The sequence below is a fragment of the Acinetobacter sp. YH12138 genome (assembly GCF_015218525.1).
GTDB classification, from domain to species: Bacteria; Pseudomonadota; Gammaproteobacteria; order Pseudomonadales; family Moraxellaceae; genus Acinetobacter; species Acinetobacter amyesii.
On sequence record NZ_CP048670.1, the window covers coordinates 858,968 to 874,843 of the forward strand.

Consider the following 15,876-nt stretch of genomic DNA (forward strand, 5'->3'; position numbering starts at 1 on the left):
ATCATGATGAATAAAAAACAGCAATTTGCATTAATAACCATACAAAACTTCTTATTTTCTCTAAATTTAGTCAATGAAAGTGGTTTAAGATGGAGCCATCTAACAAATTGCGTTGATGCAAATATAAAAGGTGAATCTATGAAAATGCTTCGTAAAACCATCTGTGCTATGGCATTAGGTGCAGCGACACTGGCACCGGTTATGAGTACGACAGTATTCGCGGCACCAGTTGCAGCGTCGGAGCAGCAGGCAACTGCCAATTTGGTGAAACAATTATCGGGTATTAAAAGTTTTACTGCTAACTTTCAGCAAACTACAAAAGTGACTAACCCCAAAGCAACTCAAAAGAAAGGTTTAAGTGCGCAGCATATGAACCAGACTTTTACTGGGGTCATGAAAGTTCAGCGCCCGGGTAAATTCTATTGGGAAACAACCAGCCCATCTAAGCAAACTATTGCGACCACAGGTAAAACAGTTTGGATCTATGACCCAGACCTACAACAAGCAGTACGCCAAAGCTTAGATGACCAAGTTGCGAATACGCCTGCATTATTATTGTCAGGTAATACTGCTCAAATCATGAAGTCTTATCGTATTACACAGCCGAATAAGACCAAAACTTATTACACTTTATATCCAAAAAGTGATGATGGTGTGTTTCAAAGCTTAACCATTAGTTTTGGTGCGAAAAATGCGCCGACTTTAATGATTCTCCAAGACTCATTAGGTCAAACAACCCATGTACGTTTCAATAATGTGAAGGTGAATGCGTCTATTCCAGCGTCAACCTTTAATTTTGTACCTCCAAAAGGTACGGACATTATTGATCAATAATTCTCATAATCGAAAAAAAGCAGACATCCGTCTGCTTTTTTTATGGAGAAATGTAAAGCCAGCAAGCTGAATATAAGAGAAATTTAGTAGTATGCTGATATTCACAGTTTGCTTAAATGAAGTGACTTGTGGTTTTGACTGTTGCTATAGGGAATTTTGGGATGAAAAAAAATCATATGAATAATATAGCTTGGGCTGTTTCAGCTGTGGTTTTAATCGGGTCATTAACGGCCTGCCATCCTCGAAATGAACCTGTTGAAGGTGAAACAACGGAACAGAAGCCAGCGGTCGTCGCTGATGCGATTCCACTTATTCAATCTAAATCTGTCGAGATGCAATTACCAAAAGCACAGGCTTGCGATGCGGAAGGCTGTACCCAATATAGGATTCAAACAGTTGAAACCAATGTTGATTGGATTAATCAATATTTTACTGATCGGATTAAAAAAGCAGACCCGATTGCATTTTCAACTGAGCCGAATCAAAAAATCGATTTATCAGACAAGACGGATGCAGGCCTAAGTCAAAGTACCACTTCTGTTCGATATATTAGTCAGTGGGGACATATCGCAACTTTTGCGATTGAAAGCTATACCTACGCAGCGCATGCGGCTCATGGTATGTCCCATGTTGAATATGTCAATTTTGATTTAAAAGCCAAAAAACGTTTGGCTTTACAAGATGTCTTGGTCAAAGGTGCAGATGCGAAAGTGATTAGCGCACTTTTTGATGCCAACTATATGTGGTTAGATAGTCATGATATTGAACGTTCAAAACTTCAGTTAAGCGATAATTTTTATTATGGTGCGAACGGGATTGTATTTGCTTATCCACTGTATGAATTGGCGAGTTATGCAGAGGGCATGCCTGAGCTAAAACTTCCATATTTTACGGCTAAAGGACTATTTAAACCTGAATATTTACCAAGTTTGCCAAATTACGACACCAAATAAGACAATTTGAAGCAAGATTATTGGTCTAATAAGGGGCAGCTGTAAGCTCGGTCACTGTATTTTTGAGTGTTAAGAGCTTACACTATAGCCAGTTTTTTTCTTTACTTAAGATTGGCTATGATCGACCCGAAATTACTCAGAAATAATATTGAGGCTGTAAACTTAGCCTTAGCAAAACGTGGTGTTCAACTTAACGTAGCAGAGTGGGCAGACCTTGAAGCTCGCCGTAAGGAAATTCAGTCTAAAACTGAGTCGTTACAAGCTGAACGTAATGCTGGTGCAAAACAAGTTGGTCAAATTAAAAAAGCTGGCGGTGATGCATCTGAAATCATGGCACGTATGTCTGCTATTGGTGATGAAATTAAAGCTGCAGAAGTTGCACTTTCTGAGCTTCAGGCTGAACTTGAAGCCAAATCTTTATCGATTCCAAATTTACCTCATGAGTCTGTGCCAGAAGGTAAAGACGAAAACGACAATGTTGAAGTTTTAAAATGGGGTACACCACGTCAGTTTGATTTTGAGATCAAAGACCATACTGACTTGGGTGAAATGATGGGCGGTTTAGAATTTGAAACCGCAACCAAATTGACAGGTACTCGTTTTAGCGTACTCAAAGGCCCATTGGCACGTTTACAGCGTGCAATTACCCAATTTATGTTAAATACACATACCTTGGAAAATGGCTATACAGAAGCGTATGTACCTTATTTAGTTAATGCAGATTCTTTACGTGGTACAGGCCAATTGCCTAAATTTGAAGAGGATTTATTCAAACTTCAAGGCGAAAAAGAATACTACCTGATCCCGACTGCAGAAGTGCCTGTAACTAACTTCGTGCGTGATGAAATCATTGACCCAGAACGTTTGCCATTAAAATATGCAGCGCATACGCCATGTTTCCGTAGTGAAGCGGGTTCGTATGGCCGTGATACACGCGGTTTGATCCGTCAACACCAATTTGACAAAGTAGAAATGGTTCAGATTGTAAAACCTGAAACTTCGATGGATGCTTTGGAAGAATTAACGGGTCATGCCGAAGGTATTCTTCAAGCATTAGGCTTACCATACCGTAAAGTCGTTCTGTGTGGCGGAGACATGGGCTTTGGTGCAATCAAAACTTATGATTTAGAAGTTTGGGTGCCAAGTCAAAATACCTACCGTGAAATTTCATCTTGCTCATGCATGGGTGACTTCCAAGCACGCCGTATGAAAGCGCGTTACCGTGCTGACCAAAAGAAAACTGAGTTTGTACACACGCTAAATGGTTCAGGTTTGGCAGTTGGTCGTACTTTACTTGCCGTGATGGAAAACTATCAACGTGCAGACGGTTCAATTGAAATTCCAGCAGTACTTCGTCCATATATGGGCGGTGCTGAATTTATCGATTAATAGTCGATAAAGTGCATACATTTGTGCACAAAAATTGCTTAAGACAATCAGATTTAAACTATTGAGGTCGTGTGTGGATATCTTTCCAATCTCTTTGAAGTTGCAGCAGCAACCTTGTCTGATTGTTGGTGGTGGTCGAATTGCATATCGAAAGGCTGTGCTGCTTGCAAAAGCGGGCGCTCAGCTGACAGTTTGCTCACCCGAAATTGAAGATGATTTATTGACCTTGGTTAATAAAACCCAAGGTCAATATCTCAACTCGATTTATCACGAATCGGTTTATCGAGAAAATGCCATTGCGCTGCGTCAGTTTCGTTTAGTGATTGCAGCAACCAATGACAAAGCGGTCAATCAGGCGGTTTTTGAAGCCTGCGAAGCTGAAAATGTCTTGGTTAATAGTGTTGATGATCCGCCGCATTGTCGTTTTATGGTTCCTGCGATCATTGACCGTTCTCCACTGGTCATCTCCGTTGCATCTAATGGCACATCGCCAGTACTCTCGCGCCAAATACGCACCCAGTTAGAAAGCTCGATTCCGCATGGCATGGGCAAACTGGCTGAGTTCTCAGGCCAATGGCGCGCAGCCGTTAAAGCCAAAATCGTCAATCCAGATGAACGCCGTATTTTTTGGGAAGACTTGTATGCAAGCCCGCTCAAAGAGCAGGTATTCAATGACAATTTCACTGAAGCCAATCGTTTGATTGAACAGGCCTTATTGGAATGGAAACAGCCGAAAGGTGAGGTGTATTTGGTGGGTGCAGGGCCGGGTGATCCTGAACTGCTGACCTTAAAAGCCCTGCGTTTAATGCAGCAAGCGGATGTGGTGATCTATGACCGTTTGGTCTCTCAGCCGATTATGGACCTCTGCCGCCGTGATGCAGAGAAAATCTACGTAGGTAAGGCACGATCCAATCATGCTGTTCCGCAAGAAGGCATCAATGCCTTACTAGTGAAATATGCAAGTGAAGGAAAACGCGTTTGCCGCTTAAAAGGCGGAGATCCGTTCATCTTTGGCCGCGGCGGTGAAGAAATTCAGGAACTCTTTGCGGCAGGCGTTGCCTTCCAAGTCGTTCCGGGAATTACTGCTGCCTCTGGATGTTCGGCTTATGCAGGGATTCCTTTAACGCATCGAGATTATGCGCAAAGTGTACGCTTCTTGACAGGGCATCTCAAAGAAGGTTCACCTGAGCTACCTTGGAATGAGTTGGTTTATCAAAATCAAACGCTCGTGCTGTATATGGGCTTGGTCGGTCTAGAAAAAATTTGTGAGAAACTCATCGCGCACGGGCAGCGTCCAGACATGCCTGTCGCATTGGTTTCTAAAGGGACGACACCTGAACAAAAAGTCGTGGTTGGGACATTGGCAGATATTGCATCTAAAGTCAGTGAATACCAAATTCAGGCGCCTACATTGACCATTATTGGTGATGTGGTGAGTCTGCGTGAACAACTTCAATGGCATGAGCGAGGGTAAGCAACGCAACGCGTTGCCCGAGCGCAAGGCGAAGGCTATGCCTGAGCAAAGAGGATAAGCAAGTTATTGTATTGTCCAATTGCAAGGCGAAAGCTAAGTACAAAGGATATGAGTAAGTGGATTGTCCTCGTGTAAAGCGAAAGCTAAGCAATGTAGATAAGCAAGCGCTTGTTGTACCATCTAAACTTATGCTACAGCTATAGAAACTATAGCCTGAGCTTTAAGCCATTATTTAACTAAAGAGTAGAGAAAAAAACTGTGATCCATGTTGTTTTATACGAGCCAGAAATTCCTGCAAATACAGGGAATATCATTCGTTTATGTGCCAATACTGGAGCGCAGTTGCATTTGGTCAAGCCATTAGGTTTTGAGCTGGATGATAAAAAACTCCGCCGCGCCGGTTTGGATTATCATGAGTGGGCACACATGAAAGTGTGGGAAAACTTTGAAGAATGCCTTGCGGGCTTAAAAGCACAAGGTATTGAGATGGATGCCATTTATCCATTAACCACCAAAGGTTTTGAAACACCGCATACCTCTAATTTAAATCGTCCTGTGGCACTGTTGATGGGGCCAGAAACACGTGGTTTGCCGGAAGATGTCCGTATGATGTTCCCGAAAGAACATTGGATTCGCCTGCCGATGGCACCTAATTCACGCAGTTTAAACTTGTCTAATGCTACTGCTGTGATTTTATATGAAGCTTGGCGTCAGCAAGACTTTAAAGAATTGGTCTAAGTGTGATCTGTTCAAAAAGCCGCTCTATCGAGCGGTTTTTTATTGGGAGTGAACACAGTGAACCGTTTACAGCAATGAAGTTTTGTAAAATAAGGGCTTAAAAACTTCAGCATCAATATAAAAATGTGTATAAGAACACTGTGAAGAAATAAAACGGGTACTTAAAACTTGAAATCTATAAATTTAAAAGCTTTTGGTGTCGTGATTGCGACCGGATTCATTTCATCAATGAGTTGGGCTAATCCAACCGTATCGAACACAACAGAACAGACACCAGTGACCGTCACTGCAACTACAGAAAATGTTCCAGTTGTACCGAAGGTTGAGGTGATCAAGCCTTTTACTAAGGCTGAAATCCAGCAGGGCATGCTGGAAATGCAGCAAAGACAAAATCAGCGTATTGAGGAATGGGGAAAAACACTAAAAGCCGACGATTTTGAACGTTCATGGTATGGTGGTCGTCAATTGAAAAAGTCCAAGCGTCAGGAAGTTTGCGGGATCTATCAGGGTTTAGTGAATGAAACCTATGGGTTGGCACAAAAAAATAAAGCAAGATTGAGTCAAGCGGATCAAAAACAAATATCAGACCGCAACCAATTTATTCAAAGCTTAGGTTATGAAAATAATATCGTTGATACCAAGATGGGTTTTAATTGCCGCTTAAAATAAGTGATTTTTATCACTGCTTTGATTTATGTGAATGATCCATGTCCTTGATGTAAAAAATAAAGGACATGGAAAAGCTCGAGATACCTCATGAATTAATCAATTAAATTAAAGTCACTCAGTTCTGTTTGTAGATGTTTTGGATTATTTGCAAACAGCAGTTGACCACTGGTGTATAACCAACCGAGTTGACCTTGCTGCTGAAGACGTTTCAGTAAGACGTCGTTAAATGTCGACGTTGCAAAGACAGTTTCACTAAAGACTTTAAACTCACCGACATTAGTGTTTTCGCTGTCTTTCATAAACAGCATGCCGTTTTTGGTGGTTGAACTCATATCTAAAGCACGGCTGACTAAGCGGTAACCGTCTTTTGCTTGCTCATCGATCATCTCCTGTAATTTTAAGCTGCGCTCTACACTATTGCTGCCGGTTGGGTAAGTTTTATAGCGATAGCTGTAAGTGCCATGGTGTGCGCTGCTATTTATACAGGTTGCAACTTTAGGACTGTTTTGATTGCCGTTCAGAATTTCAGGACGAAAACCTGTGTAATAGCTTTTGAATTGAATAATACGGCAGCCTTGGGCACCCAGTGTATTGAGCATAGTTTCCAGTTGCACTGGGTCTACGAGCGGGGAAACATAGCCGCTGTCGTAAGTATATGTCGCGGTATCATTTTCCTTCTTAATAAAATAATCTTTGAAATTCAGGGCATTGGTTGGTCTGACGCTATGCAGGTATTGATAGCCTGATTTACCTTTTTCATTTAACTGATTACGCCATGTAAAATATATGTCAGCGATAGAGGGTGCTGTACGGTCTGCCACAATATGATTGAAACGCGTATTTTCATTGGCAAGTTTCATGTAGCTATTAACATTACCATTGTCCAAAGTTTTAGAATCATAGCCAATTAACTTATAACCGCTTTGTCCCATTGTATTGAGCTGAGCCAAGAAGTTTACTGTGTCGGTGGTATTAATAAAATTCTCAGACTTAAAATCTGCAGTTGTGATTTTGGTTTTCGGTTTTAAATTGGTGAAGAATTCATTGGAATTTTTTGTATAGCAGCGGCTGTCCTTGAGTGGGTCGGTAATTAGACCTCGTTGCATGATAATATAGCTTGGATTTGAAATCGTCGCGTTAATCACACAGAAAGAATGATTATTTAAAAAAGTTAAGACACGATTGCTCGTCGCGCCACCTCTGACTGGTTGAAACTTAATCGAATGATATTCAAAGTTATTTAGTGTCGCAGCCGGCTGTATTTCACTCATGACCATGTCATGAAGTAATTGATAGCGTTTGGAAATAAATTCACCGCTGCAAGTTTTACTTGAACTATTGTGTACCGCATATTTTAGTTCTTCGTTCACTGCACTGACTGAGTTTTCACTGGTTTTATGAATTGAAATTTGTGGTAAATCGCAATTATTGTTACCGAGGGCAGAATTCCCTTGAATCCATTCTCCTGTGAATTTATCCGCTACAGTTGTTGGCGTTGGCGTTGGCGTTGGCGTTGGCGTTGGCGTTGGCGTTGGCGTTGGCGTTGGCGTTGGCGTTGGCGTTGGCGTTGGCGTAGGTGTAGGTGTAGGTGTAGGTGTAGGTGTAGGTGTAGGTGTAGGTGTAGGTGTAGGTGTAGGTGTAGGTGTAGGTGTAGGTGTCGCGCCACCATCATTGGAGCTTGATCCACCACAGCCCACCAATGTCGTAAATACAGCAGCGATAATGCTGATTTTGTGATTATTATTCATGACTAGTGCTCAATAGAGTAAAGTTGTTATGTACGGCTGATGCGGTTGTATAAACATTTAAAATCAAGATTTATTGAACAAGGTGTGATTCAATCCAGCCATTGCCATGTTCTGTAGTGACTTCTATCAAACCTGTTTTAGTCATGTTTCCCGCAAAAATAATATCTGCATTTTTTGACAGTTTATTAATGACTTGGCTCGATTTATCGGCAGTTTGATAAAGCGGTAGATTATTAATTTTAGGTCTGAGTTGCTGTCCCATACTGAAACCATTTGCAGCATAATTTGAATTAGTCGTGGCCCGACTACCTGTCCATTCTTTTGCGGTATTCGATACTTCTTTGGATGTTTCATTAAATTGATTCAGCGTATTTCTTAAATCACGCATGGTATCGGAAAAACCTGCATATACCGGTATTGAAGCTAAAGACAGACTGCTAACGATGACTAAATGACGAATTTTCATGAACTTTCTCCTTTACTTTGTTATGTCATTCCGCGTGATATCTGACGGATTCATAACATTCGCGGTGTTTAAATAATTATAAAATGCGAAAATTTAGCATTTTTAAAATAGATCATTTATACTTCACTTGTAAAGAGGGTGGAGTAGTGAAAATGAATGTAGAAAGCCAGAGTGAACATCTAAAGCAAAGTAAAAATTGGTATCAGTCCTTACCGACGGAATGGCAAAATTGGTTGAATGAAAATATTGAAAATGGTTGCGATGTACAGAAAATAAGTCTAATTTTACAATCACATGGATTAAGCCCAAGGGCGGATCAATACTTATTTTCTGATGCAGACCAACTTTCAGAACAGCTGCAAAATGAACTTTTGGACTACAGTCTTGAGGGCTTAGATACAGATGAAATTTTAGAAAAAATTAAGCAAAAAAATATTTCAAATCATTTGATCATTCAGTTTTTAAAGCGTGTAAACAATAACGTAATTTTTAAAAAACTGAAGCAAGTACAGCAACAGCAGAATAAACAGCGTTGGCTATTACAGGTGATGGGTCAATTGAATCAATTGAACGACCACATTCCATCTACAATCGATTGCATAGAAACACCTGATTTTGAAACATTTATAGAGCGGTATTATAGCCAGATGCGACCAGTCATTTTAAAAGGTGGGATACAACATTGGCCTGCACTGCATAAATGGAGTCCTGATTATTTTGCACAGCATTTTGAAAATGAGTTGGTTGAAGTCCAGATGCATCGTGAGCAGCATCAAGATTTTGAAAAAAAATCGGTACAATTGAAACGTATTATTTTGATGCAAGATTTTGTCGCACAAATTAAAGCCACTAAGCACAGCAATGACATTTATTTAACTGCGAATAACGCCGCTCAAAATAAGCAATTTATGCAAAAGATTAGTGAAGATCTAGGTGACTTCGCCAAAGCTTATTGTCAAAAAGAGATCAAAAATCGACATTTTTTATGGTTTGGCCCTGCAGGCACATTTACACCACTGCATTATGACTTAACCAATAATATGTTGGCACAAATCTATGGACGTAAAAAAGTGACTTTGATTCCTGCATGGCAAATGCCGTATATGTATAACGATCATTGGGTATTCAGTCAGGTTTCAGACGTCGCAAAGGCTGATCTAGCAGACTATCCATTGTTAGAAAAAGTGACGCCATTTGAGTGCATTTTGCAACCTGGAGAAACCTTATTTATCCCAATTGGCTGGTGGCATAGTGTTGAAAGTTTAGATATATCGATCAGTGTTTCATTTACGCATTTTAATGTAAATAATCATTTTTTTACTGAATATCCTCAAGATCTCATCAGATGAAAATTGTGAAGAAGATCAAATAATGCGAAAATTTCATCTACAGAGTATTTCTTTATTTGTTGGCTAATTGCATGACTAAACTGCCGCTAGACGATGCCCAATTCAATTTACAGCAAGTGCTGCTTTTAATGGGCTATTTAAGTGAATGGCTCATTCGTTCAGGTGTGGGCTATACGGAGTTTACTGCTGCATTGAAGCCGATATTTTATGAACAGGCAGAGCTGGAACTGGCGCGCATTGAGCAAAAACCGACAATTTCAGCGATCAGTTTGCTGTCTGGCCTGCACCGTAAAGATGTCACCGCTTATAAGCAGACTGTACAGGCGGGTAAGGCGCTGACTGAAGCGCCGGTCTCAGAACCGATCAGCGTGCCGTCCAGAGTTGTTGGCCTATGGCTGGCTGAAGGCTGGAAAGAGACTTTGCCGTTTTACAGCGAAACCGAAAACAGCTTTGAACATCTGGTGAAACGGGTATCTACAGAACGCCACCCGCGTTCTGTCTTGAATGAACTGATCCGTTTAGGGGTCGTCACTGAGCAAGCAGAGAATGTATCGCTGCAAAAAGGCCAGTTTATTCCTGACCCCTCATTGCAGGAAGCCCGGAAAATTTTGACAGCTAATTTGAGCGCGCATTTGGCTTCAGGCTTACATAATTTGTTTCAAAATACAGGTGATACTTATCTGGAACAGGCAATTTGCGCAGATGAATTAACTGAAGAATCAATTAAAATTTTACATAATGAAAGCCTGAAATTATGGCAAGAATATTCATTGCGCTTATTAAAAATAGCATCGGAAAGATGCGCTATAGATGAAGGAAAGCCTGATGCGACACAAGCCTTCAGATTTGGAGTTTATCAGCATGACCGTGAGTAAGTCGCTCAAGCTGTTCAGTATTTGCATGCTTTTCGCAGCAATGTCAGGATGCGGGGATTTATTTGGCGCAGGAGGCGTCAGCTTAGAAGGGACAGGCAACGGCAAGCCGACCGTGCCGGGCATGGGAAATGCCGGTGAGGATAAAACAGATAAAGTAGCGGATTCAGATTATAAGCTGAATCTGTCATTGGGAGCATCAGCGGTAGATTCCTGCAATTTAGTGATTCGTGAATTGCAGTTCATCAATACCGCATCCGATACCGCGGTATTTCAAAATTCAGTGATCCCTGTGAACTTTGATAAAGACGGCATTGTGCCGGTCACAGTGCAGCTGACTTTGGAAAACGCCAATGCGTCCGCTGTGGAAATTGAATATCCGCATTGCGATGTGCCGCTAATGCTGCAGAATGTCGCTGCGGATGTGCAGTATTTTCCGGCGCGCGAATGCAGCGCAATGAAAACAGAGCTGCTGGCTTCGGATGAAATACGCAGTTTTAGGCTGAATTACAGTCTGGATACAGCTATGCAAGGCAATTGGAGTGTGCACAGCAAGCTGAAAATGAGTGTGCCGGGACAGCCAGCAGAACAGTGTGAACCGCTGCTGTTGCCGATAAGCCTGACATTGAAATGATCAGGTGCAAATCATGCAGGGAAGTATGTGCAGCCTGCTGAACCGCTGCATCTGAATCAATAAAATACAACATAAAAAAAGGCGCTTTAAGCGCCTTTTTTGTTTAGAGATAAACTTGATTAGAATTTATCATCAAATTCGTTATGTTGCGGCGCAGGGTGTTTAAAACCTTTGGTTTTGTATGCTAAATAACCAACACCAATAACAGCCCAAGCTAGTCCTAGTTTAAGTGCCATCTCATCAATTTCTAACCACATTAGGAATACACTGGCAAAACCAAGTGTAGGAATAATCACATAGTTAATGATTTCCTTTAATGATTTAGTTCTTCCATCACGTAATGCATAACGTGAAATTACAGAAAAATTGACAAAACTGAATGCAGTTAATGCACCAAAGCTGATTAGGTTAACAATATGCTCAAGATCAAGGAAACCCGCAGTAAGTGCAACTACACCAACAATTAAAATATTATAAGTTGGTGTGTGGAGTTTAGGGCTAATATGACCAAAAATCTTTTTGTTAATCACACCATCACGGCCCATGACATACATTAAGCGTGATACACCCGCATGTGCCGAAATACCTGAAGCAAGAACGGCGATAACTGCAAAATAGAGCACTAGATTTTTGAATGCAATACCAGTAATTGCGGTTAAAATTGTTGTGTTGCCAAGCGCTTCCAGCATTACCGGTTGTGATTCATCCAATGGATTAAAATACAAATTTGCATTGCTAGGGAAAAATAGCTGGATAAAATATGTGCTGACAATAAATATAATGCCGGCAATTAATGCGGTTGAGAAAATTGCTTTAGGCAAGGTTTTTTCAGCATCTTTGGTTTCTTCCGCAAGTGATGATAATGCGTCAAAACCTGTGAAAGAAAAACACAAAATTGTCGCACCGCCAATTAAAGCACCAATCGTGGTCATTTCATTCCAAAAAGGAGTAAGTGACCAAAGTCCAGCTTTATCTGGATTTAAAGTGCCATCTGCATAAACACCTTGGGTAAGGAGTAAGTAAACTTCATAAACAAAGTAGAAGATTACCCCTAACTGTACGAACACTATAGTACTGTTAAAGCGAGCGACAAAACGTGAACCAAATAAATTGATGACCGTCATAATTACAGTCAATCCAATTACCCAAATCCAGTTATTTACATCTGGGAATAAGGCTCTTAGATAAATATCTGCCAAGATAATGTTGACGAGAGGTGAAAGTAAATAATCTAGCCAAGATGACCAGCCAACCATGAAGCCAACGTTTGGGTGAATGGATTTTTGAGCATAGGTATACGCCGAACCCGATGATGGATAGCGGCGGATCATATGTCCATAACTGATTGATGTTAAAAGAATGGCCACAAGTGCAAAAATATAAGAAGTTGGGACATGTCCTTGACTTCCGTCTGATACCAAGCCAAAAGTATCAAATAAGGTTAGAGGCTGAATATATGCCAGACCAATAATGATGATATGCCACAGCACAAGATTTTTTTTCAGTTTAGCTGCAGATTGAGTCCCAGAGTAATTTGTCAACGGCGTTATCCTCTTATCGTTGATCAAGGATCAGTCATATTCTAAGGATCGTTTGAGACGAACGATCCCCCCTACGTTTTAAAACAAAAGTGCGCCAATCTACTCCAAATTGGTACATTTTGTCAGTAACTTTGAAATTATTTTTAGCAGAAATTATGCCAGTTTGATTAAAAAATAACTGATATTGCGTTCTGCAAGTGAAAAGCCCGATGTTTAAAAAAACATCAGGCTTAATTTTTCGCTATATTCGCTTATTTTTCAGCAATTACCAAGCTTTTTTTAGAATAGTTTTGAGGTCTTCTAAGCTGGCTTCTTTAGGATTATAAATAATCGATCCATCATTCAGTGCTTTCTCTGCCACTTCATCTAATTGAGCTTCAGTCACTTTACCTGTTTCACTCAAAGTACGTGGTAATTTGGTCAAACTAAACAAGCGGTCACGCATGGCTAAAAGCGTTGAAATAGCTTTTTCAGCGCGGAGGTTGGCCGGTGTTTGTGCATAAATATCAGGACCAGCCAGTGGTAATAGCAATTCAGCAATCTTATCGCCATTCACTTCTTTGTTGTATTCCAACACATACGGCAAGAATAAGTTCATGCATAAGCCGTGGGGCAGGTGAGCGACTGCACCCAGCGCATGACCTAATGAATGCACTAAACCGACCATTGAGTTCGAAAATGCAATTCCTGCCATCGTAGAGGCTTGTGCAAGTTCTAAGCGCCCATGTGCATCGCTGGTATTATCTAATACACCAAATAAGCTATTGCTAATTTTCTTGATTGCGGCAGTTGCATAGGCATCTGAAATCGGGTTCGCCGCCATGCACGTATAGGCTTCAATGGCATGCGTCATCGCATCCATCGCTGTCATTGCTGTAAGATGAGGCGGCAAAGTTTGCGTCATACGTGGGTCAAGAATTGCTGCATGTGGCATCAAATAATTCGATGCAAAAGCCATTTTAACATTCTTTTCAGGGTCAGAAACCACAGCGACCATAGTCACTTCTGAACCTGTCCCTGAGGTTGTTGGAATCACAAAAAATGGTTTTAAAGGTTTTGGTAAGTTGTGCGCACCTGAGTATTTCAGTAAGTCATCACCACCTTCAGATACCAAGATGTTGGTTGCTTTAGAGGTATCAATCACTGAACCGCCACCGACGGCAATAATGGCATCACATTGGTTGTCGCGGTAAAGTTGAGCCGCTTTACGTACGGTTTCTAGACTTGAGTCTGGCGGAACATCATCAAAAATATAGCCAATCACCGTCTCGGTACTTTCAAATGCCGCTTCAATCGGTGCAAGTAATTGATTACTGCGAACGCCTTTGTCAGTAATGATCATGGGGCGTTTAGCACCCAAAGTAGACAGTTCGAATGGAATGTGTTCTAAAGCAGCATGGCCAGCAATCACTTTTACAGGACAGAAAAATTCGTAATATGGTTTAGCCATGTGTTATGCGCTCCGTTTTAAATAAGACTGGGCTACTTTTAAATAAATATTTGCAGCACCGCTCAGTTTTTCTTTTAGGCTTAAATGTGTTGGATATTCTTTGACAGCCAATTCAGCCACCAATTTAGGTAAAATTAACGCTTCCATTTTGTTGAGACAACGCACCAGTCGGATGGCATAAGACAAATCACCATCGGCGATCATGCGGTCATTGGCAAAGGCTTGTGCGGTACTTTCTTGAAATGAGAAGACCAAAAAGGCATGATTCAAATGCTTAAACGTAATGGTTAAGTCAGGCTTTTGAGTGCCGGGTGTGAGGAGTTTGAGTTGATGGTCTTCCGTGACTTGCGCGACAAATGCAGCACCATTAGGAAAAACATTCATAGATAAAATAAAATTAACTGGAAATTTAGCAACTTCTTGTTTAATTTCTTCATCGACCTGGCTCGCCATGACCAGACCTCTGCCAATCACATCCATCATGAGTTTGACATAGGCCTGCTGGAGCGCGGGTTTAACGGATTTAGTTGCAATCACGTGTACATCCCTTATCTATAATTATTAATTTAGAGCTTTTACTCTAAATTATTTTATTTGAGAAAGCAAAGTCTTTTATAGTTGTTTGACTGTTACGTCTTTAAAGTAACCACTGTTTTTCAAAGTATCAATGATATCGACGCATAAGTTTTCAAATTTAGGGTAATCTTGCACCAAATCTTGTATACGAACCATTTCTAATCCAGCATAGCCACATGGATTAATGGTATGAAAACCAAATAGATCACAATCGATATTCAGTGCCAAACCGTGATAACTGCGGCCTTTACGAATTTTAAAACCGAGAGAACCAATTTTGCGTTCTGCAACATAAACACCGGGTGCATCAGGCTTGGCATAAGCGTCGATGCCGTACTTTTTCAGCAGTTCGATCATCAAGTTTTCTGCATAGGAAACCAGCGTACGCACGTTCCAACCTAAGCGATTTAAGTCAAACATGAAATAAGCGACCAACTGACCCGGTCCATGCCAAGTGACTTGTCCACCACGGTCTGTTTGTACCACAGGGATGTTACTTTGCACCAAAATATGTTCAGGTTTGCCAGCTTGCCCCTGAGTTAATACATCGGGATGTTGCAATATCCACAGCTCATCGGGTGAGTATTCATCTCGCTGTTCGGTGAGAGTTTTCATCTCTAAAAAGCGGTCTGCATAAGGGGTAAGGTGGTTATATTGACGAATGATTAATTCGGGTTTTTGAACAGTTTCAGTCACGTATTTCGTGTCCTTTTCTATCAAATTCATGTATGGATTATAATGAATTAGACGTACAAAAGGGGGGTTAAATACTGAATTACTTGAGGGTATTACTATTATACTTAGACATAAAAAACACGCCCTAAAGCGTGCTTTTTTATTTAAATCAACTGAATTACAGCGCGGTACGAATGTGTTTACAAGCTGCTAAATCCGCATAGACCGCATGTACTTGTTCTAACTCTTCGAAACGTAATTGAGCAGTAATTGAATGATATTTACCTGTACGAGATGGAGTCACAGTCATTTTACTGCCATCAAAATCAGGAAAATGTTTAACAAAAATTTCATTCACTGCAAGGCGAAGTTCTTCACCTGCATTACCAATCAATTTAATAGGGTAGTCCATAGGGAAGACCCAAAGATGCTCTTGCAATTCACGTGAAGGAGCGCGATTAGTCATATCAGTCATGGGACACCTCATTATTTAAAAATACCTGCAATG

Annotated in this window: 16 protein-coding genes; 9 read left to right on the forward strand and 7 right to left on the reverse strand. The window is 40.9% G+C overall.

Annotated features, from left to right (window positions below):
- Positions 1-138: 138 nt before the first annotated feature.
- The 6 genes from lolA to G0029_RS04080 all read left to right on the forward strand — a co-directional run bounded on the left by lolA (position 139) and on the right by G0029_RS04080 (position 6,057).
- A complete protein-coding gene (lolA, locus tag G0029_RS04055; RefSeq protein WP_111885313.1) occupies positions 139-834 on the forward strand; it encodes an outer membrane lipoprotein chaperone LolA in 696 nt (231 codons plus the stop codon).
- 161 nt (positions 835-995) lie between these two features.
- On the forward strand, positions 996-1,787 hold the full coding sequence (locus tag G0029_RS04060; protein ID WP_180107730.1) for an RsiV family protein: 792 nt from the start codon (positions 996-998) through the stop codon (positions 1,785-1,787).
- A gap of 117 nt (positions 1,788-1,904) precedes the next feature.
- Positions 1,905-3,176 carry a serine--tRNA ligase gene (gene serS, locus G0029_RS04065; RefSeq protein WP_180007573.1) on the forward strand — a complete coding sequence of 424 codons (1,272 nt, stop codon included), beginning with the start codon at positions 1,905-1,907 and terminating at the stop codon, positions 3,174-3,176.
- A gap of 73 nt (positions 3,177-3,249) precedes the next feature.
- Positions 3,250-4,650 carry a siroheme synthase CysG gene (cysG, locus tag G0029_RS04070; protein WP_180107731.1) on the forward strand — a complete coding sequence of 467 codons (1,401 nt, stop codon included), beginning with the start codon at positions 3,250-3,252 and terminating at the stop codon, positions 4,648-4,650.
- Positions 4,651-4,908: 258 nt separating this feature from the next.
- Entirely contained in the window at positions 4,909-5,388 is a 480-nt protein-coding gene (locus G0029_RS04075) for a tRNA (cytidine(34)-2'-O)-methyltransferase (protein WP_111885295.1), read from the forward strand.
- Between the two features lie 168 nt (positions 5,389-5,556).
- A complete protein-coding gene (locus tag G0029_RS04080; RefSeq protein ID WP_218948048.1) occupies positions 5,557-6,057 on the forward strand; it encodes a hypothetical protein in 501 nt (166 codons plus the stop codon).
- Between the two features lie 92 nt (positions 6,058-6,149).
- Here G0029_RS04080 and G0029_RS04085 read toward each other — a convergent pair whose 3' ends face one another.
- Both G0029_RS04085 and G0029_RS04090 read right to left on the reverse strand, forming a co-directional pair.
- Positions 6,150-7,805: a PT dipeptide repeat lipoprotein gene (locus G0029_RS04085; RefSeq protein WP_180107732.1), complete on the reverse strand. Its 1,656-nt coding sequence runs from the start codon at positions 7,803-7,805 to the stop codon at positions 6,150-6,152.
- Positions 7,806-7,875: 70 nt separating this feature from the next.
- A complete protein-coding gene (locus G0029_RS04090; protein WP_180107733.1) occupies positions 7,876-8,271 on the reverse strand; it encodes a hypothetical protein in 396 nt (131 codons plus the stop codon).
- 152 nt (positions 8,272-8,423) lie between these two features.
- On the opposite strand from G0029_RS04090, the gene G0029_RS04095 reads away from it, so the two are divergent.
- The 3 genes from G0029_RS04095 (at position 8,424) to G0029_RS04105 (ending at position 11,126) form a co-directional block, all read left to right on the forward strand.
- On the forward strand, positions 8,424-9,620 hold the full coding sequence (locus G0029_RS04095; RefSeq protein ID WP_180107734.1) for a cupin-like domain-containing protein: 1,197 nt from the start codon (positions 8,424-8,426) through the stop codon (positions 9,618-9,620).
- Positions 9,621-9,691: 71 nt separating this feature from the next.
- On the forward strand, positions 9,692-10,495 hold the full coding sequence (locus G0029_RS04100; RefSeq protein WP_180034460.1) for a DUF6502 family protein: 804 nt from the start codon (positions 9,692-9,694) through the stop codon (positions 10,493-10,495).
- A complete protein-coding gene (locus G0029_RS04105) occupies positions 10,482-11,126 on the forward strand; it encodes a hypothetical protein (RefSeq protein ID WP_180109769.1) in 645 nt (214 codons plus the stop codon). The genes G0029_RS04100 and G0029_RS04105 overlap by 14 nt, the downstream gene beginning before the upstream one ends.
- A 119-nt stretch (positions 11,127-11,245) precedes the next feature.
- On the opposite strand, the gene G0029_RS04110 is transcribed toward G0029_RS04105, so the two are convergent.
- The 5 genes from G0029_RS04110 to G0029_RS04130 all read right to left on the reverse strand — a co-directional run bounded on the left by G0029_RS04110 (position 11,246) and on the right by G0029_RS04130 (position 15,834).
- Entirely contained in the window at positions 11,246-12,667 is a 1,422-nt protein-coding gene (locus G0029_RS04110; RefSeq protein WP_180107736.1) for an APC family permease, read from the reverse strand.
- 265 nt (positions 12,668-12,932) lie between these two features.
- The gene (locus G0029_RS04115) at positions 12,933-14,117 is read right to left on the reverse strand and encodes an iron-containing alcohol dehydrogenase (RefSeq protein ID WP_111885299.1); all 1,185 of its coding nucleotides are present in this window, start codon (positions 14,115-14,117) and stop codon (positions 12,933-12,935) included.
- A gap of 3 nt (positions 14,118-14,120) precedes the next feature.
- Positions 14,121-14,654 carry a hypothetical protein gene (locus tag G0029_RS04120; RefSeq protein WP_180011534.1) on the reverse strand — a complete coding sequence of 178 codons (534 nt, stop codon included), beginning with the start codon at positions 14,652-14,654 and terminating at the stop codon, positions 14,121-14,123.
- Between the two features lie 75 nt (positions 14,655-14,729).
- The gene (gene lipB / locus G0029_RS04125) at positions 14,730-15,389 is read right to left on the reverse strand and encodes a lipoyl(octanoyl) transferase LipB (protein WP_180023222.1); all 660 of its coding nucleotides are present in this window, start codon (positions 15,387-15,389) and stop codon (positions 14,730-14,732) included.
- Between the two features lie 157 nt (positions 15,390-15,546).
- Complete coding sequence (locus tag G0029_RS04130) at positions 15,547-15,834, reverse strand: YbeD family protein (RefSeq protein WP_078191448.1); 288 nt, start codon at positions 15,832-15,834, stop codon at positions 15,547-15,549.
- Positions 15,835-15,876 lie beyond the last annotated feature (42 nt).

Excerpts from the sequence above, each read along its gene's own strand:
- G0029_RS04060 (WP_180107730.1), top strand. The coding sequence starts at position 996 with ATGAAAAAAAATCATATGAATAATATAGCTTGGGCTGTTTCAGCTGTG.
- G0029_RS04100 (WP_180034460.1), top strand. The coding sequence starts at position 9,692 with ATGACTAAACTGCCGCTAGACGATGCCCAATTCAATTTACAGCAAGTG.
- G0029_RS04095 (WP_180107734.1), top strand. The coding sequence starts at position 8,424 with ATGAATGTAGAAAGCCAGAGTGAACATCTAAAGCAAAGTAAAAATTGG.
- serS (WP_180007573.1), top strand. The coding sequence starts at position 1,905 with ATGATCGACCCGAAATTACTCAGAAATAATATTGAGGCTGTAAACTTA.
- lolA (WP_111885313.1), top strand. The coding sequence starts at position 139 with ATGAAAATGCTTCGTAAAACCATCTGTGCTATGGCATTAGGTGCAGCG.
- G0029_RS04115 (WP_111885299.1), bottom strand. The coding sequence starts at position 14,117 with ATGGCTAAACCATATTACGAATTTTTCTGTCCTGTAAAAGTGATTGCT.
- G0029_RS04090 (WP_180107733.1), bottom strand. The coding sequence starts at position 8,271 with ATGAAAATTCGTCATTTAGTCATCGTTAGCAGTCTGTCTTTAGCTTCA.
- G0029_RS04085 (WP_180107732.1), bottom strand. The coding sequence starts at position 7,805 with ATGAATAATAATCACAAAATCAGCATTATCGCTGCTGTATTTACGACA.
- G0029_RS04105 (WP_180109769.1), top strand. The coding sequence starts at position 10,482 with ATGACCGTGAGTAAGTCGCTCAAGCTGTTCAGTATTTGCATGCTTTTC.
- G0029_RS04130 (WP_078191448.1), bottom strand. The coding sequence starts at position 15,834 with ATGACTAATCGCGCTCCTTCACGTGAATTGCAAGAGCATCTTTGGGTC.